Source organism: Roseateles sp. (genome assembly GCF_036404855.1).
Taxonomy (GTDB): domain Bacteria; phylum Pseudomonadota; class Gammaproteobacteria; order Burkholderiales; family Burkholderiaceae_C; genus Pelomonas.
On record NZ_DASWYS010000238.1, the window covers coordinates 1 to 26,356 of the forward strand.

The window sequence follows — 26,356 nt, forward strand, 5'->3', positions numbered from 1 at the left end:
GGGTCATCAACGGCGAGCAGAACGTCCGCCCGGGCACGCGCGAGAAGGTGCAGGCCGCCGTCGCCGAGCTGAACTACGTGCCCAATCAGGCCGCGCGCCACCTGGCCGGCTCGGAGCCCATCCGCATCGGCATGCTCTACATCGATCCGACGGCGGGCTACCTGAACGAGTTCCTCATCGGCCTGCTGAACAAGGCCAGCCTGCGCCACGTGCAGCTGGTCGTGCAGCGCTGCGACGCCGCGCGCGACGGCGAGGAAAAGCCCGTCGCCGAGATGATCGCCAATGGCATCGATGGGCTCATCCTGCCGCCGCCTTTCTGCGATTCCCAGCCGCTGCTCAAGCTCATCGCCGAGACCGACACGCCGGCCGTCGTCGTCTCCAGCGGCGTGCCGCCGGAAGCCGTCTGTGCCGTGGGCATCGACGATTACCAGGCCGCCTACGAGATGACGCGCCACCTGCTGAATCTGGGCCATCACCGCCTGGGCTTCATCATTGGCGACCCCTACCAGAGCAGCAGTGCCCGCCGCCTCGCGGGCTTTCATGCGGCGATGGCCGACGCGGGCCTCAACATCGAGGAGGAAGAGGTCGTCGCCCAGGGCATGTTCACCTACCGCTCGGGGCTGGACGCGGCAGAGACCCTGCTGTCGCAGGAGCGTCGCCCGACGGCCATCTTCGCCAGCAACGACGATATGGCCGCGGCCACCGTCGCCATCGCCCACCGCATGGGCCTGGACGTGCCCAGCGACCTGACCGTTGTCGGCTTCGACGACGCGCCGCTGGCGACGACGATCTGGCCCGAACTGACCACCGTGCGCCAGCCCATCATGGAGATGGCCGGTGCCGCGGTAGACCTGCTGGTGCGCCACATCCGCGCGCGCCGCACCGGAGAGCCCCTGCCCTGCGAGCATGAGCTCAAGGACTTCGAACTGGTCCGACGCCAGTCCGACGCCGCCCCCAGGCTGCGCCCCCCTCTGCGCAAGGCATGACGCCTGACTCCGGCCCCTTGCGGGCCGTTTTTGCATGACGCCACTTTCCGCCCCGCGCTTCAAGCGCCTCCTCCTGACCGGCGCCGCCGGCAACCTCGGGCGCGTGCTGCGTCCCCGCATGAAGGCGTACTGCGACGTGCTGCGCCTGTCCGACCTCGCCGCCATGGACCCGGCCGGCGACGGCGAGGAGGTGGTGCAGGCGCCCCTCGAGGACCTCGCCGCGATGCAGTCCCTGCTGAAGGACGTCGACGCCGTGCTGCACTTCGGCGGCGTGTCCATCGAGAAGCCCTTCGACGTCGTGCTGCCGGCCAACATCGTCGGGGCCTACAACGTCTACGAGGCGGCGCGCCAGCGCGGCGTGAAGCGCATCGTCTTCGCCAGTTCCAACCACGTGACGGGCTTCTACAGCCAGGGCGAGACGCTGACGCCCCAGGCCGCGCCGCGGCCCGACAGCTATTACGGCCTGTCCAAGGCCTTCGGCGAGAACCTGGCGCAGTTCTACTTCGACCGCCACGGCCTGGAGACGGTGAGCCTGCGCATCGGCTCCAGCTGGCCCGTGCCGACGGACCGGCGGATGCTGTCGAGTTGGCTGAGTTTTGACGACCTGGAGCGACTCGTCGTGGCCGCACTGAGCGCGCCCGTCGTCGGTCACAGCGTCATCTACGGCATGAGCGACAACCGCTCTACGTGGTGGGACAACAGCAGGGCCAACCACATCGGCTTCAAGCCCCAGGACAGCTCCGAGCCCTGGCGCGCCGAGGTCGAGGCGGCCCAGCCCTACGTCGACCCCAGCCGCCCCGAGGTGCGCTGCCAGGGCGGCGGTTTCGTCATCCTCGGCCCCTTCGAGAAGGAGGCGCCGTGAAGATCGCCTTCACGCCCAACGTGCGCCGGCCGGACCCGGCCATCGAGGTGCTGGACGAAGACTTCCTGCCGTTGCGCCTGTTCGCCGCCGGCGTCGAGCAGCTCGCCACCGGCCTGGCCTGGGCGGAAGGGCCGGTGTGGTTCGGCGATGGCCGCTACCTGCTGGTGTCCGACATCCCCAACAACCGCATCCTTCGCTGGGACGAGACCACGGGCGTCGTCAGCGACTTCCGCCACCCGAGCAACAACGCCAACGGTCATGTGCGCGACGCCGCGGGCCGCCTCGTGAGCTGCGAGCACCTGACGCGGCGCATCACGCGCACCGAGTATGACGGCCGTGTCACCGTGCTCGCGGATCGCTACGCGGGCAAGCGCCTGAACTCGCCGAATGACATCACCTGTGCGCCAGACGGCAGCCTGTGGTTCAGCGATCCGCTGTTTGGCATCCTCAGTGACTTCGAGGGCGAGAAGGCCCTGTCCGAGCTGGCGCAGGGTGTCTACCGCATCGACGGCACGACGGGCGACCTCACGCTGCAGCTCGACGACCTGAACGGCCCCAACGGGCTGGCCTTCAGCCCGGACGGCCAGGTCCTCTACGTCATCGAGAGCCGCGCCCGACCGCATCGCTGCATCTGGGCCTACGACGTGCACGGTGCCCGGCTGAGCAACAAGCGCCTCCTCGTCGACGCCGGCGGTCCCGGCGCCTTCGATGGCATGGCCGTGGACGTGCAGGGCAACCTCTGGTGCGGCTTCGGCAGCGATGGCAGTGCGGGCGCGGATGCGGCGGCACTGGACGGCGTGCGCGTCTACAGCGCCGAGGGCAAGGCACTCGCCCACATCCACCTGCCCGAACGCTGCGCCAACCTCTGCTTCGGCGGCGCCAAGGGCAACCGCCTCTTCATGGCGAGCACGCATTCGCTGTACGCGCTGTACGTGAAGACCCGCGGCGCGGTGACCTGAAGGTGAAGCCGGCCGTGCGAGTTCTGCAAGCTATCCATGCCCTCCTCGCCGCCGGATTTCTGTTGGTCGGTCTCGTCGCGCTGTTCGGGATCGGCGTGACGGGCCTGTTTCTCATTGGGGCGGGCATGGTCTTCGCCGTCACGGCCGGAGTTGCGCAGACAGGGGCTCGTGCGGGCGTCGCCGTAGCGTTGGGCGTGCTGTTGGGGATCGCCTATTTCTCGGCCCGTCGCATCGCCGACCTTCGCGAAACGTCAGCGTTGCCGGAGTTGGCGATGCCTGCCGGAGCCATCGTGCTTGCGGTGGTGGCGGTGGCGGCCGTCGTGTTGGACTGGCGCGCGCTGCGGGATGCGGCCTGGTTCTGAATGGCTCCCTGCCCAGGACAGCGTAGACGTGATCGTGGCTGTGCGCGGGGCGCCGTGGGATGGGAGGTTCTGTCAGCCAGATGCAGGCAGTCGGTACCGAATGAAACACAGCGGCCCGTCAACCGCGCCGACGCATAGACGTTCAAGGATGACCGGCGGCAAAGAGCCGCCACTTCCATGACGACAGTCTCATCATGACCACGCTGACACTCACTTTCAACGGTCCTCCCAGCCAGGCCCGCCAGGCGCTCGGAGGGCTTTTGCAGCGCTTTCGCTCGGCCTACTTCGTTGAGCGGAGCAGCAACGAGTATGCGGTGACGGCGGACGACGCCACGGCCGCGGAGCTTTCCAGGCAGCCCCTGTGGTCGGCCCGGACGGCTTCGCTATCGGGAAAATGACGGGCATCTTGTCACGCATGGTCCGGCCACGCCCGTGAGCCACCGCGCCTCGACTCAAGAGGCATCGAGGCACGGCAGCCGGGCGTTGCCCAGGACTGGCCGGGGCCGCCATCAGTGGTTGTGCCGCGGTGGCGTGGCCACCACGCGGCGGTAAGGCACGGCGAGCTCCAGGCAGGCCCCTGTCGACAGTGGCCCCACCGTCGAGCGGTAGATCTCCTGCCACGGGGTCTGGCTGGCCGGCACGGCGGGCGGTGCTTCGGCACGGCGGCGTGCCAGCGCCTCATCGTCCAGGAGCACGTCGCAGCGCCCCGCGTCGAGGTCGACGCGGATGATGTCGCCCGTCCTCAGCCAGGCCAGGCCGCCGCCCGCGGCGCTTTCGGGTGAGGCATGCACGATTGACGGACTGTCCGAGGTGCCGGACTGCCGCCCATCGCCCAGCGTCGGCAGGCTGGTCACGCCACGGCGGATCAGCGCATCCGGTGGCTGCATGTTGACGACCTCGGCCGAGCCAGGCCAGCCCAGCGGCCCCGCGCCGCGCATGACCAGGATGCAGCCCTCATCGACGCCGAGCGAAGGGTCGTTGATGCGCGCGTGGTAATCGTCGGCACCATCGAAGACGATGGCACGGGCCTCGAACGCACCTTCCTTCAGGTAGCGCTCGCGGAAGGCGGCTGAGATGACGCTGGCCTTCATGATGGCGAAGTCGAACAGGTTGCCACTCAGCACGACGAAACCGGCATCCTCCTTCAGCGGTGCGCCGACCGGGAAGATCATCTCGCGGTCTCGCGTCTCGCGGCCTGCCAGGTTGGCGGCCATGGTCCGGCCCGTCACCGTGGGCCGCTCGGCGCGCAGCAGGCCGGCCTGCTGCAATTCCCACATGACGGCCGGCACGCCGCCGGCGCGGTGGAAGCGTTCGCCGAGGAATCTTCCGGCGGGCTGCATGTCGAGCAGCAGCGGCACATGCTGGCCGACCTCGGTCCAGTCGGCGGCGGTCAACTCGACGCCGGCATGGCGGGCCATCGCGGTCAGGTGCGGCTGGGCATTGGTCGATCCGCCGATGGCGGCGTTGACGACGATGGCATCGAGGAATGCCTCGCGGCTGAGGATGCGCGATGGCCGGAGGTCCTCGCGCGCCATCTCGACGATGCGCCGGCCGGTCTCGTAGGCCATCTGGCCGCGCTCGCGGTAGGGTGCGGGGATGGCCGAGCAGCCGGTCAGCGACAAGCCCAGCGCTTCGGCCAGCGCGTTCATCGTCGAGGCCGTGCCCATGGTGTTGCAGTGGCCGGCCGAGGGGGCCGAAGCGGCGGCGATCTGGATGAAGGTCTCCTCGTCAATCTCGCCGGCCGCCAAGCGCCGCCGTCCGGCCCAGATGGCGGCGCCGGAGCCGACGAGCTGGCCTTCAAACCAGCCGTCCAGCATGGGCCCGCCGGACAGCACGATGGCCGGGAGGTCCACGGTCGACGCGGCCATGACCTGCGCCGGTGTGGTCTTGTCGCAGCCCGTCGTCAGCACGACGGCATCCAGCGGATAGCCGTGCAGGAGCTCGACGAGGCCCAGGTAGGCGAGGTTGCGGTCCAGTGCTGCGGTGGGTCGGCGGCAGTTCTCGAAGATGGGGTGCAGCGGGAACTCCATCGCGATGCCGCCGGCGTCGCGGATGCCCTCGCGCACGCGGCGGGCGAGATCGAGGTGGATGCGGTTGCAGGGGCTGAGGTCGCTGCCGCTTTGCGCGATGCCGATCACGGGTCGGCCGGAGCGCAGTTCCTGCGGCGTGAGGCCGTAGTTCATGAAGCGCTCCAGATAGAGCGCGGTCATGTCGACATGGTCGGGGTTGTCGAACCAGTCCTGGGAGCGCAGCCGCTTCATGGCCGGCGGCTCCGCAGATGCTTCAGCAGCGCGCCGACCCCGTACGTCCAGGGCGGGACGGTGTCGCTGCGCTGCACGGTGTTGACCAGCGCCCCCAGCGTCGGACTCGCGATGGTCACGCGGTCGCCGAGGTGGTGCGTGAAGCCGGCGCCCGGCGCGCCACGGTCCTGGATGGGCGAGAACATCGTGCCCAGGAAGAGCATGAAGCCATCCGGGTACTGGTGGTGCGGCCCGCAGGCCTGGGCCACCAGCTCCAGCGGGTCGCGGCTGATGGCCTGCATGCGGCTGAGGCCCTCCAGCACGAAGCCGTCGTCCGCGCCCTCGATGCGCAGGCTGACCTCGGCCCGGCGCACCGTGTCGAGGGTGAAGTGTTCGTCGAACAGCCGGATGAATGGGCCGATGGCGCAGGAGGCGTTGTTGTCCTTGGCCTTGCCCAGCAGCAGCGCGCTGCGGCCCTCGATGTCGCGAAGGTTGACGTCGTTGCCCAGCGTCGCGCCGACGGCTTCCGCGCGGCTGTTGACGGCCAGTACCACTTCGGGCTCGGGGTTGTTCCACTGCGAATCCGGGTGCAGGCCCACGGCCGCGCCGAATCCGACGGCCGACATGGGCTGGGCCTTGGTGAAGACCTCGGCGTCGGGCCCCAGGCCCACTTCCAGGTACGGCGACCAGGCACCGCGTGCGACGAACTCGGCCTTGAGGCGTTGCGCGGCCGCCGAGCCGGGGCGGATCGCCGACAGGTCGTCACCCAGTGTGGACTGCAATTGCTCGCGCAGCGCGTGGGCACGGGCGGCGTCGCCGCCGGCCTGCGCCTCGATGACGCGCTCCAGCAGGCTCACGGCGAAGGTCACGCCGCAGGCCTTGATGGCCTGCAGGTCGCAGGGCGCCAGCAACCGGGGCAGGGTGGGGGTCGGCGTGGCAGCCAGCGCGTTGGTCAGCACGGCGTCGACGGAGCCCAGCAGGGGCCCTGGCGCGTGGCGGGCGATGTGCTGCAACTCGGCGTGGTCCAGCAACTCGGTCATCGTGGCGGCGTGGGCCGACAGGTCCACCAGCTCGCCGCGACGCACCACGACGGGCGCCGGGCCGCCCGTGTCGGCGCGCCAGACGCGGCCCAGCAAGAGGGCGCGCCCGGCATCGGTGGGGAGGTGGGGGTCGTGGACTTGGCTCATGCGGCTCGGCAGCGGGGGAGGGGAAATGCGCCGAAATTGTGAGCGCTACCGGCATGAGCTGCCAAGCCCGCTGGACCCACCCCCCGGGCCGGCTCAGGACAAGATGAGGTACGCGGGGTACCGCTGCTGGATCTCGTCCACCGAGGCGAGCGTGCCGGACAGATGGTCCCGAACGGCATGCTGCGCGGCGTCGACGTCCCGGGACTCGATGGCCCCCAAGATGCTCTGGTGGGCGTCCAGGATGGACTCGGTCTTGCCGACGGTGGGGATGTGCAGCAGCCGCAGGCGGTCGACGTGGCCGGACATGCGCACGACCACCGACCAAAGCCGCGGCAGGCCGGCCGCGACATACATCAGCCGGTGGAATTCCTTGTCGGCGGCGATGAAGCCGAGGAAGTCCTTCTTCGCGGCCAGGTCCACCTGGCGCGACAGCTGCATGCGCAGCTCCTCGATGACCGCCTGGTCGTGCGAGAGGGCCAGCAGGCGTGCGATCTCGATTTCAATGGAGCGGCGCAGGAAATGCGCCTCCCGGGCGGCCGGCACGTCGATGCGGCTGACCTGCGTCGTGGACTGGGCCCGGATCAGGACCAGGCCTTCCTCGCTGAGCCGGATGAGGGCGTCGCGCACCGGCGTCTGGCTGACGCCGAACCGCTGCGCGAGTTCGGTGCGGTCGAGCGCACTGCCGGGCTCCAGCTCCAGGGAAATGATGGCCGCGCGAAGCGCTTCGACGACCTGCGGCGCCGCGTGGCGGGTGGGATCTAGCGTGAAGTTCATCTGCTGTTGAAGGCCAAATCTGCCACGGATGCGCGCATGCCGGCCGCCATTGTCATCGCCCCGCGGCGCCCGGGCCGGCGGACGTCGCCCCCCGGGGGCTGCCCCTTGAGGGTGGCCATGCTGAGAGCGCTATCCAGGACTGGGCGCGGCCTCCATTCTGGGGTGCGTTTCCCGCCGCCGCGTCACTAATACATTAGTACACACCCTCGTTGACGATGGGATAGGGCGCGCGTAAATTCAAATGTGCGCGCTACCATTTCTATGGTGAATGCGTCAAAGAACCCATCAGGAGACAAGATGAGCAAGACCAATTCGCGGCCTGGCGGCCGTGTCCGCCTGGAGCGGCAACTGGCCGTGGGCACCACGCTGCTGGCCGGCCTGATTGCGCAGGCCTACGCACAGACACCCGCGCAGCCGTCCAAGGAGCAACTGGACACCGTCGTCGTGACGGGCATCCGGGCTTCGTTGGAGAGCTCGGCCAACGCCAAGCGAAATTCGGTCGGCTTCATCGACTCGATCAGCGCCGAGGACATGGGCAAGTTCCCGGACAGCAATATTGCCGAGTCCATCTCCCGCATACCCGGCGTGACGCTGACGCGCGAGATCACCGGCGAGGGCCTGCAGATCCAGATCCGCGGCCTGGGCACCAACTTCACCCGCGTCCTGCTCAACGGCGCGCCCGTGGCCTCGGCCTCGACCGGCCGCGTGGACTCCGGCAGCGCCAACCGTGAAGTCGACATGGACTTCCTGCCCGGCGAACTCTTCAGCCGCGTGACCGTCGTGAAGAGCCCGACGGCTTCCATGCTGGAAGGCGGTGCTGCCGGCATCGTGGACATGCGCAGCGCGCGACCCTTCGACCGCAAGGGCTTGCGCACCGCCTTCACGCTGACGGGCACGAAGAACCAGCAGGCCGACAAATGGGGCAACCGCGGCTCGGCGCTGGTCAGCAACACCTGGGGCGATACCTTCGGCGTGCTGGCCGGCGTGGCCTGGTCCACCAACAAGGTCAAGACCACCGGCTTCGAATCCATCGGCTGGACCAACGCCAACCTGCTCGCTTCGCAGAGCAGCAGCGCCACGCGCAACAGCACCGGCGGCGGCAACTGGACCATTCCCGGCACCGTGCCCGCCAACGCCGGCAACGGCCTGACCACCGGCGCCGTCATCGACCAGGCCTTCTTGCTGGCCAGGAACCCCGGCCTGACCATCGACCAGATCGACAACGCCATCATTCCGCGCCTGGGCCGCGCCATGGTGGCAGAGGGCAACCGCGACCGCCAGAACGCCATCCTGTCGCTCGAAGCCCGCCCCAACAGCTCGGTACAGCTCTATCTCGACGCCATCTACGGCCACAAGAAGAACGAGTTCGAGCGCAGCGACATGAACTGGGTCGGCCGCAACGGCTCGGCCATCCCCATCAACATGACGGTGGATCGCAGCGACTGCGCCAACGGCTGCGTCGTCACCAAGGGCACCTTTGCCAACTCGCAGTACTTCCTCGAGTACCGGCCCTACGTCGAGGACACCAAGTTCCACAGCATCAACCCCGGCCTCAAGCTGAAGATCACTGACGCGATCGGCATCGACGTGCAGGCCAACGCGACGCGCAGTGACTTCCATCGCCAGTCGCCCACGGTGCTCTTCCAGACCGTGCTGGGCTCGGGCATCACGACCGAGTACGACAACACCAGCGGCACGCCCGTCCTCAAGGCCACCAACACCCTCACGGGCGCGACCGACATCCTGAACACGCCCAGCGCCTTCGGCTGGAACGGTGGCCGCGTCAACGTGCAGGAGGAGATGCGCCAGGTACGCACCTCGGGCCTGCGGGGTGCCATCGACATCGACGCCGACGTCGTCGACATCAAGTTCGGCGGGGCCTATGACAACGTGTCGCGCCGCATCAGCTCGTTGAACAACGACAACTACTGGTCCAACATCGTCTGCGGCCGCAACCTCAACGTCTTCCTGCCGGGGCCCAACACCACCAACAAGAACGGCTGCAACGGCACCGGCGCCGCCGGATCAGCCGCGGCCGACTACCCGGGCTACGGCACGGGCTACACGGCGGGCGCGACGACGCCGCTGCAATACCTGGGACCCGCCATCCCGAACTCGGCCATCCCCGGCTACCTGTCGGCCAACTCGCGCGGCTTCGTCGCACTGGACTGGGCCCGCTTCGCCAAGGATTCCAACTACGCCGCGGCCCACGAGACCGCGGTGCCCGGCACTGGGGGCACCAACACCGGCGTCAACCCCGGCTACATCCAGGAGAAGGTGACTTCCATCTTCACGGAGGTCAACGGCGAGACGCAGCTGTTCGGCAACCAACTGCGCTACAACGCCGGCGCCCGCTACGCGACGACGGAGCAGACCTTCGCCACGCTCAGCGCCCCGGCCGACCCGCGCAACACCGCACTGCTGGACGGCGGCCGCTACCCGACGCCTGTCGTCGAGAGCCTCACGACGACGACCTACGGCAACTTCCTGCCATCCGGCAGCGTGGCCTACAACCTGCGCAGCAACCTGCTCGCCCGCGCGTCGATGTCCAAGACCATCACGCGCGCCGACCCCACGGCGCTGCGCGCGCTGTCGGCCAGCTTCACCGACCCGTCGGCCCAGAACGGCACGCTGACCAACCCGGACCTCAAGCCCTACGAGTCCAAGAACACCGACCTGGGCCTTGAGTGGTACACGGGACGTGAGGGCTATGTCGCGCTGGCCTGGTTCAAGAAGGGCATCAAGGGCTTCACGGCCAATCGCAGCTTCAACGTGCCCTTCAGCAGCCTGAGCCAGTACGGCGTCGACTGGATGAACGGCCTGACCCGCGACCAGCGCCGCGCGCTCTACCTGCGCGCCGGCCTGGCCGCGCCCGCGGACCTGGACGTGCTGCCGACCGCCGGCGACCTGGCGGCCATCAACGCGCTGCCCGTCACCTTGTCGCAGACACAGAACACCGCGGACAAGCTCTACATCAAGGGCATCGAGCTGACCGTGCAGCAGCCGCTGGACATCCTGACGTCGTACCTGCGGGGCTTCGGCGTCAGCGCCAACTACACCAAGGTCAAGCAGTCGGGCGCCAACGTGGCCATCGGCGTGCCGCCGTACACCTATAACTTGGCGGCCTACTACGAAGGCCGCTTCGGCGGCTTCCGCGTGACCAAGAACTTCACCAAGGGCTCGCAGTCCAGCGGCACCGGCCAGAACGGCATCACGGCCGCGGCTTTCTACGGCCTGGATTACTCGCAGGTGGACTTCACGTCGCGCCTGAACCTCGGCGAGATCATGGGCGCGGCCATCGGCTGGAAGAAGGACCTGCAGGCGACTTTCGACGTCTTCAACCTGACCCGTGCGTCGCAGCGCACGAACTTCCAGTTCGCCAACGCGCCGTACGCGATCTACGAGCCGGGCCGCACCTACCAGATCGGTCTGCGCGCCAGCTTCTGATCGAGAAAAGCCTGTGTCTCTGCCAGCGGTCCGGGTGTGGCCCGCGGGTGGTTCGGTGAGGGTGCCCGTCGGCCGCAGGCGGGGCCCTCACTTTTTTTTCTGTGACGCCCGCCGCGCGGGCGCGCTCAGCGCCGGCCGAGGGGGCGGATCAGCACGCAGACGATCAGCGTCGTGCCGATCAGCACATTGCCGACCCAGGGGAAGTGCTCCAGCCGGCCATCGGGCGCGATCGTCACGATGTGACCGGACACCAGCGCCGCCAGACCGCCGGCCAGCTGCTGCAGCGCGGCATTGACGGCCGTGAAGGCGCCCCGCTGCTCGGGCGCCGGGATGCCGGCGACGATGACCTGCCAGGGCACCATGCGCGAGAAGATGCCGGCGAACATCACGACGTTGATGACGATCAGCGTGATCAGTGACGAAGGTCCCAGCCGCGTGTAGAGCGCCACCATCGCAACGGTGATGGCGCTGCCCGCGTAGAACACCGGCAGCGGCCCCAGGCGGTCCGCCAGGCGCCCCACCAGCGGCGCGACGAAGAGCGTGCTGATGCCGGTGACGAGGTAGACGACCGGCAACTGCTCCAGGGCAATGCCGACGTTGTGCACGGAGAAGGCGCTGGCGAAGGGCATGATCATGAAGCCGCCCGTCGTCAGCAGCGCCGTGATGAGGAAGGCATGCAGATGCCGGCGCTGGGCCACCGTGTGCAGCAGGTGGGCGAAGGCGCTGCGGTCAGTCTGCAGTTTCAGGTGCGCATCCACGGGCTGCATGCGCCAGGCAATCAGCAGGCCGCCGACACCGCCGAAGGCCGCCAGGGCCAGGAAGGGCGCATGCCAGTCCCAGTGCGTGGCGAGGTACAGGCCGAAGGGCAGGCCCAGCACCTGGCTGGCGGCGAAGCCGCCCTGCAGCAGCCCCATGACGCGGCCGCGCAGCGCGGGCTCGAACAGGTCCGCCGCGATGGCCATGACGATGGAACCGATGACGCCGCCGAACAGCCCCGTGACGATGCGCGCCAGCAGCAGCGACTCGAAGCTGGTCGCCAGGCCGCACCACAGTGTGCCAAGCAGGAAGCCCGCGTAGAAGAACAGCAGCAGCTTCTTGCGGTCGAAGCGGTCGGCGAAGCCGGCCGTCAGGATGCCGGAGAGGCCGGCGCTGAAGGCATAGGCCGACACGACCAGGCCGAACTGCTGGGCCGTCATGGCCATGGCCGGCATGATCATCGCGCCCAGCGGCGACATGATCATGAAGTCCAGGATGACGGCGAACTGCAGCAGCGTCAGCAACCCCGTCGCGAAACGTTGATAGGGGGTGAAGGCGGGTGCGGAAGGGGAGGCAGCGGGCATGGGCGGGGAGTGTGCGTCAAAGGGGCGCCTGGGCGTGGCAGCAGCCTGGAGGCCGGGATGCCGTCCTACGCGGCGTCGCGCCGCCGGCTCACGAATGCGGCGACGGCGGGGCGCAACAGTGGTGTCATCCCCGACTGCGGAGTTGCACCATGACGACCGCGACAGACTGCCCGCCCCAACTGCGGCCCGGCGCCAAGGCGCCTGAGGCCGAGATCCTGATCTGCGTCGTCGGTACGGCCGAGGTGATGCGGAGTTCCGAAGACGACCTCGCCGCGCTGGCCAGCGATCGTCATGTGCACCGGCTGGACTGGCGCCTGGACGACGAGTTCGGCGAGCCGCCGGTGGAGGCGGACTGGGCGGACGGTCTCATCGTGCTGAACTCCGACGCCTGGGCCGCGCCCACCGGGTGTGCCAAGTTGCAGGCCCTGCTGAAGATGGCCTGGCGCTGCGGCCGTACGGTGGCCCTGTGCGGCGACGCGCTGAACTCCCTGGGAACGCTGGGCTTCCCGGCGGATGTGCCTGCCGAGGCCGAGGGCCTCTTCCTGTGTCCCCGCGGCCCTTGCGGGGCGACCTTGCGCGAGTTCCTCGACGCCGTTCAAGAGCAGCCGCACCGCGGCCGCTGACTCCCCGGCGATCTTGAGCGCGGCGGGCCCGTGCCGGGCCCGCCGCGTGGCGACGTCCGCTATCTGCGGATCAGGCCCACCACCAGGCTGATGACGGCCAGGATGATGAAGCCGTAGAACAGCAGCTGGGCGATGCCAGCCGCGCTGGCGGCGATGCCGCCGAAGCCGAACAGGGCGGCCACGAGTGCGATGACAAAGAAGATGATGGCGTAACGCAGCATGGGGGTTCTCCTTGGGCTGATGGCATGGGCCTGTACACGGGGACGGCAGTCGGCCCATTGCCGTCAGCGCTAATCTAGGACGCGTCCCTGGGCCGGCTTGCCGGCTTCTGCCGCGCTGCCGGGTAGGAGGCTGCTGACGCCGGTGCCGCGGCAGCGGACTGGGCACCCGGGGCGTCGCAGCTGACGGGTGGCAGGTTCTCGCCCGGGTCTATGAATGCCAGCAGCGCGGCCGGGGGAGTCAGCGCGCCCAGCGCGATGGCGGCGATGGCCTTGCCGCCCAGCGCGCGGCCTTCGAGGGCCACGCGCGGGGCCCCCAGGCTGCCCTGCACGCGCACCGGCGAGCGCAGCGTCAGCGGCGAGAAGTCCTTGGGCCGCGCGACCACGCGCAGGTCCAGCGTCTCATCGGCGAGGTTGACGCGGCCGTCGATGTCGATGCGGCTGTCGCGGTTGTCGACCACCGCCGAGCGCGGCCGTAGCACGCCCGACTTGAAGGTGCCGTCCAGGCGCGCGCAGTTCAGCTGCAGCTTGCGGTCGCCGCGCAGCAGCAGCCCCAGGCCCTGGGCCAGGTCCAGCCCGGCGGCCTCCGTCAGCAGGTGGGAGATGCTGCCTTTGTCGAGCTGCAGGTGCACCGGGCCAGTCAGGCCGCCCAGCAGCTCCGCCGGGCTGCGGCCGCGGCTCTTCACGTCCAGGTCGGCGCGCAGCCGGCCGGTCAGCGGGTCGTGGGCCAGGCTGGGGGTCTGGAACTTGAGCCACTGCTCCACGGCCATGCCGCGTACGCCCAGGCCGATCTGCCACTGCGGCGGGGTCGGGCGGGTGTCCAGGCGCGCCGAGCCCGAGGCCTCGCCACCAGCGATGCCGGCGTTGAAGCCTTGCAGGCTCAGCACGCCGTCCTCCAGCACCAGGCTGGCATTGACGGGCGCCAGCGGCGCCAGTCGGGCGGTGCCGAGGTCGAGCTGGCTCAGCGCCACGGCCACGCGGGCATCCATCATGCGCAGTGAGGGCAGGTCCCAGGGGCGGTCGGGCAGCACGCGGCCGGGACGGCTGGGCGGCGTGTCCGTGCCGAAGGCCGGGCCGAGGTCGGCCAGACGCAGCGGACCGCCCCGCAGCAGGCCACTGAGCAGCGGACGCCGCGCCGAGTTCGGGCGGGTGTCGTAGGCGAAGTCGCCGCCCAGGTGGCTCTGGCCGACGCGTGCCTTGGCCCCGCCCAACTGCCACACGCCCGAGGCGTGCTGCAGCCGGCCGCTCAGCTCCAGCGGCGGCGTGTTGGGCAGCGTGATGCCGAAGGGGCGGCCGATGTCGGCCAGCGAATTGCCGCGAACCTGCAGCTGCCCGTCCAGCGCCCGCGCATCCAGCAGCGAGGCGGCGGTGCCATCGAAACTCAGCCGGCCGTTGCGCTGGGTCAGCTCGGCGCTCAGCTGCACGGGAGGCAGGCCCGCCTCGGCGGGGGCGAGCAGCGCCAGCCCGGCGCCGGCCTCGGCCTTGAGGGCCAGTTGCTGGCCGCGCAGCCGGCCCTGCAGCGTTGCCGTCCAGTGGCCGTCGGACTGGGTCGCGAAGCGGGCGTCGCCCGCCAGCAGCAGTGGCGCATCGTCCAGATGAGCCGCGCCATCGCGGATGACGAGGTGGTCGATGCGCGGCAGTTCGGCAGGTTCCTGGCGCTGGCCGCCGGGCTGCACGGGCCAGGCGGTACGGCCAGCGGCGTCGCGCTGCCAGTTCAATGCCAGCGTGTCGGCCTGCACCAGGCGCAGCCGCAGCGGCGCGCCGCCCCGCCAGGCCCAGATGTCGGACCACTGCCAGCGCAGCAGCAGGCCCTGGGCGTCGGCCAGGGGCTCGCCTTGGCTGCCGGTGACGCGAAGCCGCGTGGCTTCGAGGCGAGGGTTCAGCAGCAGATGCAGGCGCGAACCCTCGTCCATGTCCAACCCGCGTTGGGCACGCGCGGCCAGCCAGGGAGCGAGGCCGGGCCAGCCGGCCCACTCCATGGCGGCCACGGCGGCGACGGCGGCCACCAAGGCGGCGCCGGCGGCTTTGGCGGCGACTTTCATGCAGCCATGCTCACGGGGGGCTGTTGCGCCTGGCGTGGGACGGCTGCGCCCGCGTGTGTAGGACTCGGCCCTGGGGGTGCGGTCCGACAGGCGATCGGCGCGCGGGCCGAATCCCAGCTCCACCGGGTGCGCCCACAGTGCTGGGGCCGGCCCTGACGGACCCGAATCGGAAAGGCAGCCTGATGCAACACCTCCACACCTCCCAACGACCGCTGCTGGCCGCGCTGGCCACGGCTGCGGTGCTGACCGCCTGCGGTCGCCAGCAGGACGATGAACTGGGCGCTGCGCCCCGGCAGGGCGATGACGTGGCCATCGCGGATGCGGCGCAGTCCGCCAACCAGGCCGAGCATGCGATGGCCCGGGTGTCCACGGACATGGGCATCACGGCCAAGGTCAGCGCGGTCCTTGGGGCCGACGGGCGCCTCAAGGCGACGCAGATCAACGTCCACACCCGCGAGGGCGCGGTGACCTTGTCCGGCGAGGCGCCGGATGTGCGCTCGCGCGAGCGAGCGACGACGCTGACCGCCGCCGTGAGCGGCGTGACGCAGGTCAACAACCAGCTGGTGGTGACGCGCAACGGATGACACGCTGTATCGACGCCGCACCGGGCGCCCGTCAAGGGCGCGTTGGCTTTGCCCGCCGCGGCATGCCGTCCGACAGTCGCGGGCCGCCGGGCTGGCTAGCCTTCATGGCACAGCCCGCACCCTCCCATGGCCGACGCTCCCGCCTCTGCGCTGCAACGCTTCATGACTGTGGCCCGACCCTATTGGGTCGGGGACCGGCGCGCCTGGGCCTGGAGCTTCCTCGCCGGTCTCATCGTGCTGATGCTGGCGGACACCCAGCTCGCCGTGCTGCTGAACGACCAGACCGGCGAGCTGACCTCCGCGCTGGCGGCCCGCGACGCCCCCCGCTTCTGGGCGGCCGTGCGTGCCATGTTGTGGGTGCTGGCCTTCGCGGTGCCCGTCTTCGCGATCTACTACTACGCCCGGGATGCCTACGCCAACGACTGGCGGCGCTGGCTGACGCAGCGCTTCCTGGACGGGTGGCTGCGCGAGCGCCGCTACTTCCACATCGCTGCCGACGAGATCGACAACCCCGACCAGCGCATCGCCGACGACGTCAATACCTTCACGGGCCGATCGTTGCACTTCCTGCTCATCCTGCTGGGCTCGCTGATGCAACTGGTGGCCTTCAGCGCGGTGCTCTGGTCGCTGTCGCACACGCTGGTGGGCTTTCTCGTCGCCTACGCGCTGGCCGGCACGGTGCTGTCGCTGGGCCTGTTCGGGCGGCCGCTGATCCGCCTCAACCACTGGCAGCTCAAGCGCGAGGCGGATTTCCGCTTCCGGCTGATGCGGGTGCGCGAGAACGCCGAGTCCATCGCCTTCTACGGTGGTGAGGCGCAGGAGCGGCACCAACTGCAGCAACGCCTGCGCGCGGCGCTGCTGAACACCCGCAAGCTCATCCGCGCCCAGTTCGCGCTCAATCTGTTCCAACGCGGCTTCAGTCAGCTCAGCCTGCTGGTGCCCGCCGTCGTGCTCGCCGCCGACGTGCTGGGCGGGCGGCTGGAGGTGGGCCAGGCCGTCCAGGCGGGCGGGGCCTTCGCGGCGGTACTGGGGGCGGTGTCCCTCATCATCGACAACTTCGAGAGCCTCTCCCGCTTTGTCGCCGGCATCGATCGCCTGCATGTGATGGCCGAGGCGCTGGAGGCCGCGCCGCCCGAGGCCGGCATCGCCCGCGAGGAGGGCCGGGAACTGCATATCAAGGACCTCACGGTGCAGGCGCCGGGCAGCGACCGCGTGCTGGTCGAGAAGCTGTCGCTGCGCGTGCCCGAGGGCGGCTCGCTGCTCATCACCGGTGCAAGCGGCTGCGGCAAGAGCTCCCTGCTGCGCGCCATCGCGGGACTGTGGACCCAGGGCAGCGGCCAGGTCTCGCACCCGCCGCGCGAGGATGTCTTCTTCCTGCCGCAGCGGCCCTACCTCCAGACGGGCACGCTGCGCAGCCAGCTCATCTACCCCAGCACGCAGTCCGCGCTCGACGACGATGCGCTGCTGAAGATCCTGGACGAGGTGCAGTTGCGCCACCTGGCGCAAGCCGAGGGCGGCCTGGACCGCATCCAGGACTGGGAGAAGCTGCTCAGCGGGGGTGAGCAACAGCGCCTGGCGTTCGCGCGGCTGCTGGTGCATGCGCCGCGCCTGGCCATCCTCGACGAGGCCACCAGCGCACTGGATGACGCCAACCAGAAGCGCCTGTACGAGCGGCTGCGCGAGCGCGGCACGACGCTGGTGAGCATCGCCCACCGCGCTGCCGTGGCGGGCTTCCATCGCCGCGTGCTGAAGCTGACCGGCGGCGGCCGCTGGACGCTGGCCCGCACGCCGCGGCAAGACGCCGAGAAGACCGGCGACTGAAGGTCGAAGGTCTCGCGCGGTGCGCGAGCCTTCGTCAATGGTGATCCTGGGTAAATTCCCGACCGATCGGTCGGTAATTCGCCGATACCATCGGCGGGCCTTCACGACATGCCGCCATGGACCTCACGATTGCCGCCATCCTGGGCCTCGACGGCCTCACCAACGGGGCCATTTACGCCCTTGTCGCCCTGGCCTTGGTGCTGGTGTTCTCGGTCACGCGAGTCATCTTCATCCCGCAGGGCGAGTTCGTCGCCTTCGGGGCGTTGACGCTGGCCGCGCTGCAAATGGGCAAGATGCCGGGCACTGTCTGGCTGCTGCTGCTGATGGCCGTCACGGCGGCGGTGCTGGACCTGATCCAGGGACTGCGCGAGCGCCGGCCACTGCCCCGCATCGCCTTCGGGCTCGTGCGGGCGTTGGGCTTTCCGGTCGCGCTGGCCATCGCCGTGCCGTTGCTGATGCCGCACCAGCCCGCGCTGTGGCTGCAGGTGCTGCTGACGCTGGCCATCGTCACCGCCATGGGCCCGCTGCTGTACCGCCTGGCCTACCGTGCGCTGTCGGGCGCCAGCGTGCTGACGCTGCTCATCGTCTCCGTCGGCGTGCACTTCGCGTTGACCGGCATCGGTCTCGTGTTCTTCGGTGCCGAGGGCTACCGCACGCCCGCCTTCTGGGAGGCGCGCTTCGACGTCGGCCCGCTGAGCCTGACGGGCCAGACGCTGATCATCTTCGGCGCGTCCATCGCGTTGCTCGTGGCGATGTTCTTCTTCTTCGAACGCACGCTGACCGGCAAGGCGCTGCGTGCCACCTCCGTCAACCGCACCGGCGCCCGGCTGATGGGCATCTCGGGCGACGCGGCCGGGTCCTTGAGTTTCACCATGGCGGCCTTCATCGGCGCGCTGTCGGGGCTGCTGATCTCGCCGTCGACGACGATCTACTACGACACCGGGTTCCTGATCGGCCTGAAGGGCTTCGTCGCCGCGGTGTTCGGCGGCCTGGCCAGCTTCCCGATGGCGCTGGGGGGCGCCATCGGCGTGGGCCTGATCGAGAGCTTCGGCTCGTTCTACGCCAGCGCGTTCAAGGAGGTCATCGTGTTCACGGTCATCCTCCCCGTGTTGTTGTGGCGGTCCTTCGTGGACCCGCACCACGAGGAGCACTGACATGACGCGCACCCATCTGTCGATCGCTGCGGCGGTCGTGCTGCTGGTCCTGCCGTTCGCGCCGGTGCCGGATTTCTGGATCACGCAGCTCAACTACATCGGCCTGTTCTCGCTCGTCGTGCTGGGCCTGGTGCTGCTGACCGGCGTGGGCGGCCTCACTTCCTTCGGCCAGGCTGCCTTCGCCGGTGTCGGCGCGTACGCCACCGGCTACATCACCACGGTGATGCACCTGTCGCCCTGGCTGGGCCTGGTCGTCGGGCTGGCGGTCACGCTGGTGCTGGCGCTGGTCATCGGGCTGCTGACGCTGCGCATGTCGGGGCACTACCTGCCGCTGGCCACCATCTGCTGGTGCCTGGCGCTGTACTACCTGGTCGGCAACCTGGACGCGCTGGGCAAGTACGACGGCCTGCTGGGCCTGCCGGCGATCACGCTGGGCGACTTCAGCTTCCAGAGCGAGCGACGCATCTACCTGCTGATCTGGCTGGCGGCGCTGCTTGCTGCCGTCGGCATCACGCGGCTTCTGGACTCGCGGCCCGGCCGCATCATGCGCGCGCTCAACACCAATCGCGGCGGTGGCGCGACCATGCCCGAGGCCATGGGCGCCTCCACCTTCCGCTACAAGCTGGTGATGTTCGTCGTCGCGGCGCTGCTGGCTTCGGTGTCGGGCTGGCTGTACGCCCACATGCAGCGCAGTGTGAATCCCTCGCCCTTTGGCATCAAGTTCGGCATCGAGTACTTGTTCATGGCCGTGCTGGGCGGCATTGGTACGGTGGGCGGGGCCTTCACCGGCGCGGCGCTGGTGAAACTGGCCGAGGACCAGCTCAAGGTCTGGCTGCCGATGATCTTCGGCGGCTCGGGCAACTACGAAATCATCGTCTTCGGCGTCGTGCTGGTGCTGGTGCTGCGCTTCGCGCCGGACGGTCTGTGGCCGCTGATCGCGCGCTGGCTGCCTGCACGCCGCATGCGCGCGGTCGACGAGGGCGTGCCGTCCCTCGACGCGCGCAGCCATCCCGAGCGCGGCGCGGCGCTGCTGGACGTGCGCGCCATCCGCAAGCAGTTCGGTGGGCTGGTGGCCGTCAACGACATCAGCTTCGCGATCCGCGCGGGCGACATCGTCGGCCTTATCGGCCCCAACGGGGCGGGCAAGAGCACCACCTTCAACCTCGTCTCGGGCGTGTTGCCGCTGAGCAGCGGCCAGGTCGAGCTGCTGGGCCAGCGCGTGGATGGCCGGGGCAGCCGCGACATCGCGCGCGCCGGTCTCTCCCGCACGTTCCAGCACGTGAAGCTGGTGCCCGACATGACGGTGCTGGAGAACGTTGCGCTGGGCACCTACCTGCGCACCCGCAGCGGCACGGCCCGTGCGATGCTGGGCCTGAACGCGGCCGAGGAGCGCCAAGCCCGCGCCGAGGCCCTGCGCCAGCTGCGCCGCATCGGCCTGGCCGATCAGGCTCATGAGCTGGCCGGCAACCTGGCGCTGGGCCCGCAGCGCCTGGTCGAGATCGCCCGCGCGCTGGCCAGCGACCCTTCGCTGCTGCTGCTGGACGAGCCCGCTGCCGGCCTGCGCCACAAGGAGAAGGAGGCACTCGCCGAGGTGCTGAAGCAGCTGAAGGCCGAGGGCCTGTCGCTGCTTCTCGTCGAGCACGACATGGACTTCGTCATGAAGCTGACCGACCGCATCGTCGTCATGGAATTCGGCCGCCACCTGATGGAGGGCACGCCGGCCGAGGTGCAGGCCAGCCCTGCGGTGCGCGCGGCCTACCTGGGAGCGGACGAATGAGCGCCCTCCTGGAAGTCAAGGACCTGCACGCCGGCTATGGCCGTGCGGAGGTGTTGCACGGCCTGAGCTTCTCGGCGGCCGAGAAGAGCGTCGTCACCGTCATCGGTCCCAACGGCGCGGGCAAGTCCACGCTGCTGGGCGCGCTCATGGGGCTGCTGCCGTCGCGCAGCGGCGCACTGCGCTTCGCGGGCGAGGACATGGCGCGGCTGACGCTGGAAGAGCGCGTGCTGGCCGGCCTGGCGCTGGTCCCCGAGAAGCGTGAGCTGTTCGGCACCATGACGGTGGAGGACAACCTGCTGCTGGGCGGCTGGCGGCCCAAGAAGCTCGGTGACAGGCGCTGGCGCGAAGGCCTGGAGAGCGTCTATGCCCGCTTCCCCCGGCTGAAGGAGCGCCGCGTGCAGGCCGCTGGCACCTTGTCCGGTGGCGAACGCCAGATGCTGGCACTCGGGCGTGCGCTGATGGGGCAGCCCAAGCTGCTGATGCTGGACGAGCCCAGCCTGGGCCTGGCGCCGCTGATCGTGCGCGAGATCTTCACCATCGTCGAAGACCTGCGCGCCACGGGCGTCAGCATCCTGCTTGTCGAGCAGAACGCCCGTGCAGCACTGCGCGTGGCCGACCACGGGCATGTGCTGGAGACCGGGGAGTTCGGCCTGAGCGGTCCGGCGGATCAGTTGGCGACGGACCCGCGCGTCATCGAGACCTACCTCGGCGCGGGGCACAAGGCGTAGTGCGGGCGATTCCGCTGCGCCTGCCGTCCCCTGCCGTTCCTGCCGCTCAGAAACGCAGTTCGCGCAGATAGCCGTCGGAGACGAGCAGGGCGGCGTTGCTGTCGGCCGAGTGCGTGCCGGGGCCGTTCTCCATGCCGCCGGTCAACCAGCCGATGTCTCCGCGAGGGGCCAGGGCGCGCAGCTGGTTGTGCCGCGGTCCTGGCGTCAACGTGATGCGCTGCTGCAGCTGGCCGTCCGCCGACAGCAGCGCCAGCAGCGGCTTGGACTCTTCGGAGATGCTGGCGCCGGTGGGGTTCTGCGTGTACCCCGTGCTGCCGGCCAGCAGCAGCCGCCCGTCGGTGCGCCGCACCACGTCGAAGGCCACATCGCCCGCTTCGAAGTCCAGCACCCGGTAGGTCGCGGCCGTGGTGGCGCCGGCCGGCACCAGCGCCAGGTAGGCGTCCCATCCGTCGGACACCTGCCGGCTGCGCACGCGACCGGCCGCCGCGACCTGCCCGCCCACCCAGCGCAGTGCGTGCAGCTCCGAGCGTTGCTGCGTGTCGATCAGGGCCGTGCCCTGGCGCTGGCCGTCGGCGCCGAACTGGCTCAGCAGCAGGCCGTTGGCGACGCGCGGGTCCAGCGCCTCGCCGAAGTGCTGGCTGTGGCCCTCGATCAGGTCGGTGAAGTCCAGCGAGACTGCCACGGCGATGCGGCCTTGCGGGTCTGCGTCCATGACGAGCCGCCATTGGTGGTCCAGGCTCTTGAAGGGGTCGAAGCTGCCGCCGGTCAGGAAGCGCGCGCCGATGTAGACGCCGGGCTCCACCAGGCTGCGCCACTGGCCCGTGAAGCCGCCGGTGGCCGCGTAGGCCAGTCGGTGCAGCACCACGGCATGGCGGCCCGAGCGGAAGGCGAGCGCCACGTCCTCGCCGAGGGCTGCCAGGCGCGCGCTGTCGCGGGTGTAGTAGGGCAGCAGCGACTGGTGGTCGCGCGCGATCCAGGCGTCGCCGATCAATGGGTCGCTGGCCACCAGCGGGTCGGTGAAGTCCTGCTCGCGCAGCATCTGGCCCGCGGGCGACAGCCGCAGCAGGCGCAAAGTCCTGTCGGTGCCCAGCAGCAGGCTGATCTGGCCGGAGGGGTGCAGCGCGAAGTCCAGCAGGGACCAGCCGGCCGGTGGGCGATAGTCCGCCGCCGCGTCGCGGCCGTCTGCATGCGAGATCAGCAGGCGCCGCTCTGGCGTGGTGGGCGTTTCCAGCGTGCGGGCCGTCTCAGCCAGTGCCACCCACGCCAAGCCCTGGCTGCGGACCTTGACCACCGCCTGACCCGGCGTGGCCAGTTGCACCGGCGCGGGGTCGTTGCCACCGCCGCCGTTGCCGGGCGGGGTGCCCCCGCCGCCGCCGCAGGCCATCAACAGCGCCAGCAGGGCGGTGGCCACGCCGTGCCGCCCCGTCATCCTTACCTTCATTGTTCGTTCTCCCTGCCGCCCGAAAAGGGGCGGCCGGCAGGCTAGGTGGCGGCGGGATGGATGGCGAAAGTCAGCGGCCCAAGACTTAGGGGGACGTCCCTGAGGGGGACGGCCGGAATCAGCCCGGCAGGTGGCTGCGGGCGAAGACCAGCAGCTTGTTGTTGGCGGGCATGTCCATGCGCTCGCGCAGTTGCAGGCCTGCCGCCGCGGCTTGGCCCGACACGTCCCCCAGTCGGCGGATGCCCCAGGCCGGGTTGCGCGCGCGCAGGTCGGCGTCGAAGGCCAGGTTGCTCGGCGCCGTCGGTTCGTCATCCAGCAGGTAGGGGCCGTAGGTGATCAGCAGCCCCTGCGGCGCCAGGTGCCGCGCGGCACCCTGCATGAGCCCGCCCGTGCATGCCCACGGCGCGATGTGGATCATGTTGGCGCAGTAGATCGCGTCGAGGGGCGCAGGCACGCCGGACCAGACGTCGTCGAGCACGTTCAGCAGCAGCGGCGGGCGCACACGTTCCAGGCCCGAGCACCAGGCCGTGATGGACGGCAGCGCGCCGGGCTCCACGTCGCTGGGCTGCCATTGCCAGCCGGGCAGGCCTTCGCTGAGGAAGGCGGCATGCTGGCCCGTGCCGCTGGCGATCTCCAGCAGCAGGCCGCTCGTCGGCAGCAGGCGCTGCAGGGCCGCCCGGATGGGCGGCCCATTGCGCTCGGCCGCGGGGCTGTGGCGGCGTGCGTCGCTCAAGCCAGCCGTCCGGCCTGGAAGTCGCGCACGGCCTGCACCAGCTCGGCCTCGGTGTTCATCACGAAGGGGCCGTACTGCGCGATGGGCTCGTTCAGCGGCTGACCGGCGATGAGCAGGGCGCGCGTGGCCTGGTCCCCCGACTGCAGGCGCACGCCGTCGCTGCCAGGCGTGTTGGCGAGGATGGCCATGCGGCCCGGCGGGACCAGGCAGCCCGACTCGAACTTCAGACCGCCCTCGAAGACGTAGACGAAGGCATTGAAGCCGGCCGGCAGGGGCTGCTCGAAGCGGGCGCCGGGGGCCAGGCTGAGATCGAGGTAGAGCGGCGCGGTGTGCTCGCGCTGCACCGCACCGGCGACGCCGTGGCTTTCGCCGGCGATGACGCGCACCTTGACGCCGTCCTGCTCGAACTCGGGCACCTCGGCGCCCGCGATGTCGCGGTACCAGGGCTCGCGCAGCTTGTCCTTGGCGGGCAGGTTGAGCCAGAGCTGGAAGCCGGCCATGCGGCCTTCGTTCTGCTCCGGCGTCTCGCTGTGGATGACGCCGCGGCCGGCGGTCATCCACTGCACGCCGCCGTCGCTGATCAGGCCTTCATGCCCGGCCGAGTCGCGGTGGCGCATGCGGCCGTTGAGCATGTAGGTGATGGTCTCGAAGCCGCGGTGCGGATGGTCTGGGAAGCCGGCGATGTAGTCGTCCGGGTTGTCCGTGCCGAAATGGTCCAGCATCAGGAAGGGGTCCAGCCGGCGCTGCAGGTTGTTGGTCAGCACGCGGTTGAGCTTGACGCCTGCACCGTCGCTGGTCGGCTGACCGGCGACGAGGCGCTCGACCTCGCGCGGTTGGTTCAGAGGGGAAGTGGCGACGGTACTCACGGCGTAGTCCTTTCATTGTTCCCGGGCCGAGCGCCGGGTCGCTCCCCAGCCGGTCAGCCGGGGGGATGTGCTTGCAGGTCGATCCGGCAAGCACCGTCGTCCCTTGGAGGACCGGCGAAGGTCCTCCTTGGACGAGGGGGATCGGCTCAAGCGGCGAGCAGCTCGTTGATCTGGGCGCGAGCCGAGCTCAGACCGCGGTCGGCGATCTCGGGACCCATGTTTAGGCCCTCAGCGTAGATGAATTCCACGTCGGTCATGCCGAGGAAGGCCAGCACGGTGCGCAGATAGGGCACGACCTGGTCGGTCGGCTGGTCGCGGTGGATGCCGCCGCGGGCGCTGACGACGTAGACCTTCTTGCCGGTGACGAGGCCGACGGGACCCTTCTCGCCGTACTTGAACGTGACGCCAGCGCGGGCGACCGCATCGATCCAGTTCTTCAGCTGGGCGCTGACATTGAAATTGATCATGGGCACGCCGATGACGACGACGTCGGCGGCGAACAACTCGGCGATGAGCTGGTCGTTCAGCGCGACGCGGGCCGCCTGGTCGGCGCTGCGCGCCTCGGCGGGCGTGAACAGTGCGCCGAGGGCGGCTTCGTCCAGCACGGGCAGGGGGCTGACGGCGAAGTCGCGCACGGTGACGGTCGCGGTCGGATCTGCGGCACGCAGCCCGGCGGTCAGCTCATTGGCCAGGCGGGTGGACACGGAGCCCTGGTCGTCGAGCAGGCGGCGGGCGCTGGAGTTGATTTGCAGGATGTTCATACGGATTCCTGGGGAGAAAGGTTGCGATGGAGTGAACTCTAGAGTTGCATCCATGGCGGCAGAAGCCGTTGAATTGCATAAGATTGTTCTGCTGATGGATCAATGGGGCCTCTATGGAGTCTGACGCCGACGATTTATTGCTGTTTGCCCGCGTGATCGAGGCCGGCAGCTTCAGCCGCGCCGCGGAGCGCGTGCACTGGCCCAAGAGCACCGTGTCGCGGCGCATCGCGGCGCTGGAGGCGCGGCTGGGGGAGAAGTTGCTGCAGCGCAGCACGCGAAAGCTGTCGCTGACGGACTTCGGCGCTGGCGTGCTGGAGCATGCGCGCGTCGTCGCCGCCGAAGTGGATGGCGCGCTGGCGCTGGCCCTGCACCGCCAACGCAAGCCCAGCGGGCGACTGCGCGTCAGCATGCCGGCGGACTTCGCCCAGCAGGTGGCCGCGGGCATGCTGGCGGAGTTCGCGCTGAGCTATCCGGAAGTGCAGCTGGAGCTGGACTTGACGCCGCGGCGGGTGGACCTGATCGGCGAGGGCTTCGACCTCGTCATCCGCATGGGCCAACTGGACGAGGACAGCCAGCTCGCCGCGCGGCTGCTGGCGACGACACATTGGGGCCTGTATGCGTCGCCGGCCTATCTGGCGAACGTCGGCGAACCGCTGCTGCCGCAGGCGCTGGACAGCATGCACGGACTGCTGCTGCTGACCCGCACCGGCGAGCCCGTGCCCTGGCGGCTGCTGCGCGAGGGGGCCGAGCCCTACCAGGTGCTGCCGGTGCAGCGGACGCTGGCCAACGCGCCCAGCCTGTTGGCGCAGCTGGCCGAGAACGGCGTCGGCATTGCCGGCATTGATCGTCTCATCGTCAGGGACGCGCTGGCGCTGGGCCGCCTGCAGCGCCTGCTGCCGGACTGGCACCTGCCCGGTTCGAGCTGCTGGGCGGTGTTCCCGGAGCGGCGGCTGATGCCGCTGCGCACCCGGGTGTTCCTCGAGGCCATGTCGGCCCTGCTGGACAGTTGCCCGACGCCACCGGCCTAGCGTCGCTCAATCACTCAGTGGTTCAGTCGCTTTCGTTCTTGAAGGCGATCTCGACGGCCGCCTGGCGCGTCTTGCGCACCGGGGCGAAGCGCCACTGGCGCACGGCTTCCACGGCGGCGCTGCCCAGGCGCGCGTGGCTGGCCTTGATGACCGACGCCTGCTGGACGGAACCGTCAGCGGCCACGGTGAACTGCACCTGTGCGTAGCCGTTGCGGAAGCCGCTCTGCTGCATCTGGCGCGGCACGGTGGGGTCGACCTTGGACAGCAGCTGCAGCGGCTTCTCGGCCTCTTCCGGTTCAGCGGCGGGGGGCGGCTCCGCGGCCTGGGCCGCAGCGGCCATCGGCGCGGCGGGCGCGGGTGTCGGTTCAGCAGCAGCGACCGTGACGGGTTCGGGCGCCGGCTCGGGGGCTGGCTCGGGATTGG

Annotated in this window: 24 protein-coding genes; 13 read left to right on the forward strand and 11 right to left on the reverse strand. The window is 69.9% G+C overall.

The annotated features are described in order from the left end of the window. The 5 genes from VGF12_RS15610 to VGF12_RS15630 form a co-directional block, all read left to right on the forward strand. A partial coding sequence (locus tag VGF12_RS15610) for a LacI family DNA-binding transcriptional regulator (RefSeq protein WP_331176962.1) occupies positions 1-986 on the forward strand: 986 nt, incomplete at its 5' end. Between the two features lie 34 nt (positions 987-1,020). Continuing rightward, positions 1,021-1,848, forward strand: coding sequence for an NAD(P)-dependent oxidoreductase (locus VGF12_RS15615; RefSeq protein ID WP_331176963.1), 828 nt, complete (start codon positions 1,021-1,023; stop codon positions 1,846-1,848). After that, complete coding sequence (locus tag VGF12_RS15620; RefSeq protein WP_331176964.1) at positions 1,845-2,807, forward strand: SMP-30/gluconolactonase/LRE family protein; 963 nt, start codon at positions 1,845-1,847, stop codon at positions 2,805-2,807. Before VGF12_RS15615 ends, VGF12_RS15620 begins: the two co-directional genes overlap by 4 nt. A gap of 14 nt (positions 2,808-2,821) precedes the next feature. Further along, entirely contained in the window at positions 2,822-3,169 is a 348-nt protein-coding gene (locus VGF12_RS15625; protein WP_331176965.1) for a hypothetical protein, read from the forward strand. Between the two features lie 194 nt (positions 3,170-3,363). Next, complete coding sequence (locus VGF12_RS15630; protein WP_331176966.1) at positions 3,364-3,567, forward strand: hypothetical protein; 204 nt, start codon at positions 3,364-3,366, stop codon at positions 3,565-3,567. 111 nt (positions 3,568-3,678) lie between these two features. On the opposite strand, the gene VGF12_RS15635 is transcribed toward VGF12_RS15630, so the two are convergent. The 3 genes from VGF12_RS15635 to VGF12_RS15645 all read right to left on the reverse strand — a co-directional run bounded on the left by VGF12_RS15635 (position 3,679) and on the right by VGF12_RS15645 (position 7,370). After that, positions 3,679-5,430, reverse strand: a complete 1,752-nt coding sequence (locus VGF12_RS15635) for an IlvD/Edd family dehydratase (RefSeq protein ID WP_331176967.1) — start codon at positions 5,428-5,430, stop codon at positions 3,679-3,681. Continuing rightward, positions 5,427-6,596 (reverse strand): fumarylacetoacetate hydrolase family protein, encoded by a 1,170-nt coding sequence (locus VGF12_RS15640; RefSeq protein WP_331176968.1) that lies wholly within the window; start codon positions 6,594-6,596, stop codon positions 5,427-5,429. The genes VGF12_RS15635 and VGF12_RS15640 overlap by 4 nt, the downstream gene beginning before the upstream one ends. 93 nt (positions 6,597-6,689) lie before the next feature. Then, positions 6,690-7,370, reverse strand: coding sequence for a GntR family transcriptional regulator (locus tag VGF12_RS15645; RefSeq protein ID WP_331176969.1), 681 nt, complete (start codon positions 7,368-7,370; stop codon positions 6,690-6,692). A gap of 297 nt (positions 7,371-7,667) precedes the next feature. Between VGF12_RS15645 and VGF12_RS15650 the strand changes: the two genes are divergently transcribed. After that, a complete protein-coding gene (locus VGF12_RS15650; protein WP_331176970.1) occupies positions 7,668-10,817 on the forward strand; it encodes a TonB-dependent receptor in 3,150 nt (1,049 codons plus the stop codon). A 125-nt stretch (positions 10,818-10,942) separates the two neighbouring features. On the opposite strand, the gene VGF12_RS15655 is transcribed toward VGF12_RS15650, so the two are convergent. After that, the gene (locus VGF12_RS15655; RefSeq protein WP_331176971.1) at positions 10,943-12,157 is read right to left on the reverse strand and encodes an MFS transporter; all 1,215 of its coding nucleotides are present in this window, start codon (positions 12,155-12,157) and stop codon (positions 10,943-10,945) included. A 149-nt stretch (positions 12,158-12,306) separates the two neighbouring features. Here VGF12_RS15655 and VGF12_RS15660 point away from each other — a divergent pair, with 149 nt between their 5' ends. Continuing rightward, positions 12,307-12,780, forward strand: a complete 474-nt coding sequence (locus VGF12_RS15660) for a hypothetical protein (RefSeq protein WP_331176972.1) — start codon at positions 12,307-12,309, stop codon at positions 12,778-12,780. A 59-nt stretch (positions 12,781-12,839) separates the two neighbouring features. Here the strand turns inward: VGF12_RS15660 and VGF12_RS15665 are convergent, their stop codons facing one another. Then, a complete protein-coding gene (locus VGF12_RS15665) occupies positions 12,840-13,001 on the reverse strand; it encodes a DUF1328 domain-containing protein (protein ID WP_331176973.1) in 162 nt (53 codons plus the stop codon). A gap of 74 nt (positions 13,002-13,075) precedes the next feature. After that, complete coding sequence (locus tag VGF12_RS15670; protein ID WP_331176974.1) at positions 13,076-15,040, reverse strand: AsmA family protein; 1,965 nt, start codon at positions 15,038-15,040, stop codon at positions 13,076-13,078. A gap of 182 nt (positions 15,041-15,222) precedes the next feature. Between VGF12_RS15670 and VGF12_RS15675 the strand changes: the two genes are divergently transcribed. From VGF12_RS15675 to VGF12_RS15695, 5 genes are all read left to right on the forward strand, one after another. After that, positions 15,223-15,624, forward strand: a complete 402-nt coding sequence (locus VGF12_RS15675; RefSeq protein WP_331176975.1) for a BON domain-containing protein — start codon at positions 15,223-15,225, stop codon at positions 15,622-15,624. A 126-nt stretch (positions 15,625-15,750) separates the two neighbouring features. After that, positions 15,751-17,445, forward strand: a complete 1,695-nt coding sequence (locus tag VGF12_RS15680) for an ABC transporter ATP-binding protein/permease (protein WP_331176976.1) — start codon at positions 15,751-15,753, stop codon at positions 17,443-17,445. A 116-nt stretch (positions 17,446-17,561) separates the two neighbouring features. Further along, positions 17,562-18,599, forward strand: a complete 1,038-nt coding sequence (locus tag VGF12_RS15685; protein ID WP_331176977.1) for a branched-chain amino acid ABC transporter permease — start codon at positions 17,562-17,564, stop codon at positions 18,597-18,599. Position 18,600: 1 nt separating this feature from the next. Next, positions 18,601-20,376, forward strand: a complete 1,776-nt coding sequence (locus tag VGF12_RS15690; RefSeq protein ID WP_331176978.1) for a branched-chain amino acid ABC transporter ATP-binding protein/permease — start codon at positions 18,601-18,603, stop codon at positions 20,374-20,376. Next, complete coding sequence (locus tag VGF12_RS15695; RefSeq protein WP_331176979.1) at positions 20,373-21,104, forward strand: ABC transporter ATP-binding protein; 732 nt, start codon at positions 20,373-20,375, stop codon at positions 21,102-21,104. The genes VGF12_RS15690 and VGF12_RS15695 overlap by 4 nt, the downstream gene beginning before the upstream one ends. Positions 21,105-21,150: 46 nt before the next feature. On the opposite strand, the gene VGF12_RS15700 is transcribed toward VGF12_RS15695, so the two are convergent. The 4 genes from VGF12_RS15700 to VGF12_RS15715 all read right to left on the reverse strand — a co-directional run bounded on the left by VGF12_RS15700 (position 21,151) and on the right by VGF12_RS15715 (position 24,905). Beyond that, positions 21,151-22,545, reverse strand: coding sequence for a hypothetical protein (locus VGF12_RS15700; RefSeq protein WP_331176980.1), 1,395 nt, complete (start codon positions 22,543-22,545; stop codon positions 21,151-21,153). 118 nt (positions 22,546-22,663) lie between these two features. Continuing rightward, positions 22,664-23,278, reverse strand: a complete 615-nt coding sequence (locus tag VGF12_RS15705; RefSeq protein WP_331176981.1) for a DUF938 domain-containing protein — start codon at positions 23,276-23,278, stop codon at positions 22,664-22,666. After that, on the reverse strand, positions 23,275-24,144 hold the full coding sequence (locus VGF12_RS15710) for a pirin family protein (RefSeq protein ID WP_331176982.1): 870 nt from the start codon (positions 24,142-24,144) through the stop codon (positions 23,275-23,277). The genes VGF12_RS15705 and VGF12_RS15710 overlap by 4 nt, the downstream gene beginning before the upstream one ends. A gap of 146 nt (positions 24,145-24,290) precedes the next feature. Next, positions 24,291-24,905, reverse strand: a complete 615-nt coding sequence (locus tag VGF12_RS15715; protein ID WP_331176983.1) for an FMN-dependent NADH-azoreductase — start codon at positions 24,903-24,905, stop codon at positions 24,291-24,293. Positions 24,906-25,018: 113 nt separating this feature from the next. Here VGF12_RS15715 and VGF12_RS15720 point away from each other — a divergent pair, with 113 nt between their 5' ends. Continuing rightward, positions 25,019-25,933, forward strand: a complete 915-nt coding sequence (locus tag VGF12_RS15720; protein WP_331176984.1) for a LysR family transcriptional regulator — start codon at positions 25,019-25,021, stop codon at positions 25,931-25,933. A 22-nt stretch (positions 25,934-25,955) separates the two neighbouring features. On the opposite strand, the gene VGF12_RS15725 is transcribed toward VGF12_RS15720, so the two are convergent. Continuing rightward, positions 25,956-26,356 (reverse strand): TonB family protein (locus VGF12_RS15725; protein WP_331176985.1); only part of this gene is annotated, 401 nt, incomplete at its 5' end.

Coding starts and splice junctions, on each gene's coding strand:
- VGF12_RS15615 (WP_331176963.1), top strand. CDS start 1,021: ATGACGCCACTTTCCGCCCCGCGCTTCAAGCGCCTCCTCCTGACCGGC.
- VGF12_RS15630 (WP_331176966.1), top strand. CDS start 3,364: ATGACCACGCTGACACTCACTTTCAACGGTCCTCCCAGCCAGGCCCGC.
- VGF12_RS15635 (WP_331176967.1), bottom strand. CDS start 5,430: ATGAAGCGGCTGCGCTCCCAGGACTGGTTCGACAACCCCGACCATGTC.
- VGF12_RS15640 (WP_331176968.1), bottom strand. CDS start 6,596: ATGAGCCAAGTCCACGACCCCCACCTCCCCACCGATGCCGGGCGCGCC.
- VGF12_RS15645 (WP_331176969.1), bottom strand. CDS start 7,370: ATGAACTTCACGCTAGATCCCACCCGCCACGCGGCGCCGCAGGTCGTC.
- VGF12_RS15650 (WP_331176970.1), top strand. CDS start 7,668: ATGAGCAAGACCAATTCGCGGCCTGGCGGCCGTGTCCGCCTGGAGCGG.
- VGF12_RS15655 (WP_331176971.1), bottom strand. CDS start 12,157: ATGCCCGCTGCCTCCCCTTCCGCACCCGCCTTCACCCCCTATCAACGT.
- VGF12_RS15660 (WP_331176972.1), top strand. CDS start 12,307: ATGACGACCGCGACAGACTGCCCGCCCCAACTGCGGCCCGGCGCCAAG.
- VGF12_RS15665 (WP_331176973.1), bottom strand. CDS start 13,001: ATGCTGCGTTACGCCATCATCTTCTTTGTCATCGCACTCGTGGCCGCC.
- VGF12_RS15670 (WP_331176974.1), bottom strand. CDS start 15,040: ATGAAAGTCGCCGCCAAAGCCGCCGGCGCCGCCTTGGTGGCCGCCGTC.
- VGF12_RS15675 (WP_331176975.1), top strand. CDS start 15,223: ATGCAACACCTCCACACCTCCCAACGACCGCTGCTGGCCGCGCTGGCC.
- VGF12_RS15680 (WP_331176976.1), top strand. CDS start 15,751: ATGGCCGACGCTCCCGCCTCTGCGCTGCAACGCTTCATGACTGTGGCC.
- VGF12_RS15685 (WP_331176977.1), top strand. CDS start 17,562: ATGGACCTCACGATTGCCGCCATCCTGGGCCTCGACGGCCTCACCAAC.
- VGF12_RS15690 (WP_331176978.1), top strand. CDS start 18,601: ATGACGCGCACCCATCTGTCGATCGCTGCGGCGGTCGTGCTGCTGGTC.
- VGF12_RS15695 (WP_331176979.1), top strand. CDS start 20,373: ATGAGCGCCCTCCTGGAAGTCAAGGACCTGCACGCCGGCTATGGCCGT.
- VGF12_RS15700 (WP_331176980.1), bottom strand. CDS start 22,545: ATGAAGGTAAGGATGACGGGGCGGCACGGCGTGGCCACCGCCCTGCTG.
- VGF12_RS15715 (WP_331176983.1), bottom strand. CDS start 24,905: ATGAACATCCTGCAAATCAACTCCAGCGCCCGCCGCCTGCTCGACGAC.
- VGF12_RS15720 (WP_331176984.1), top strand. CDS start 25,019: ATGGAGTCTGACGCCGACGATTTATTGCTGTTTGCCCGCGTGATCGAG.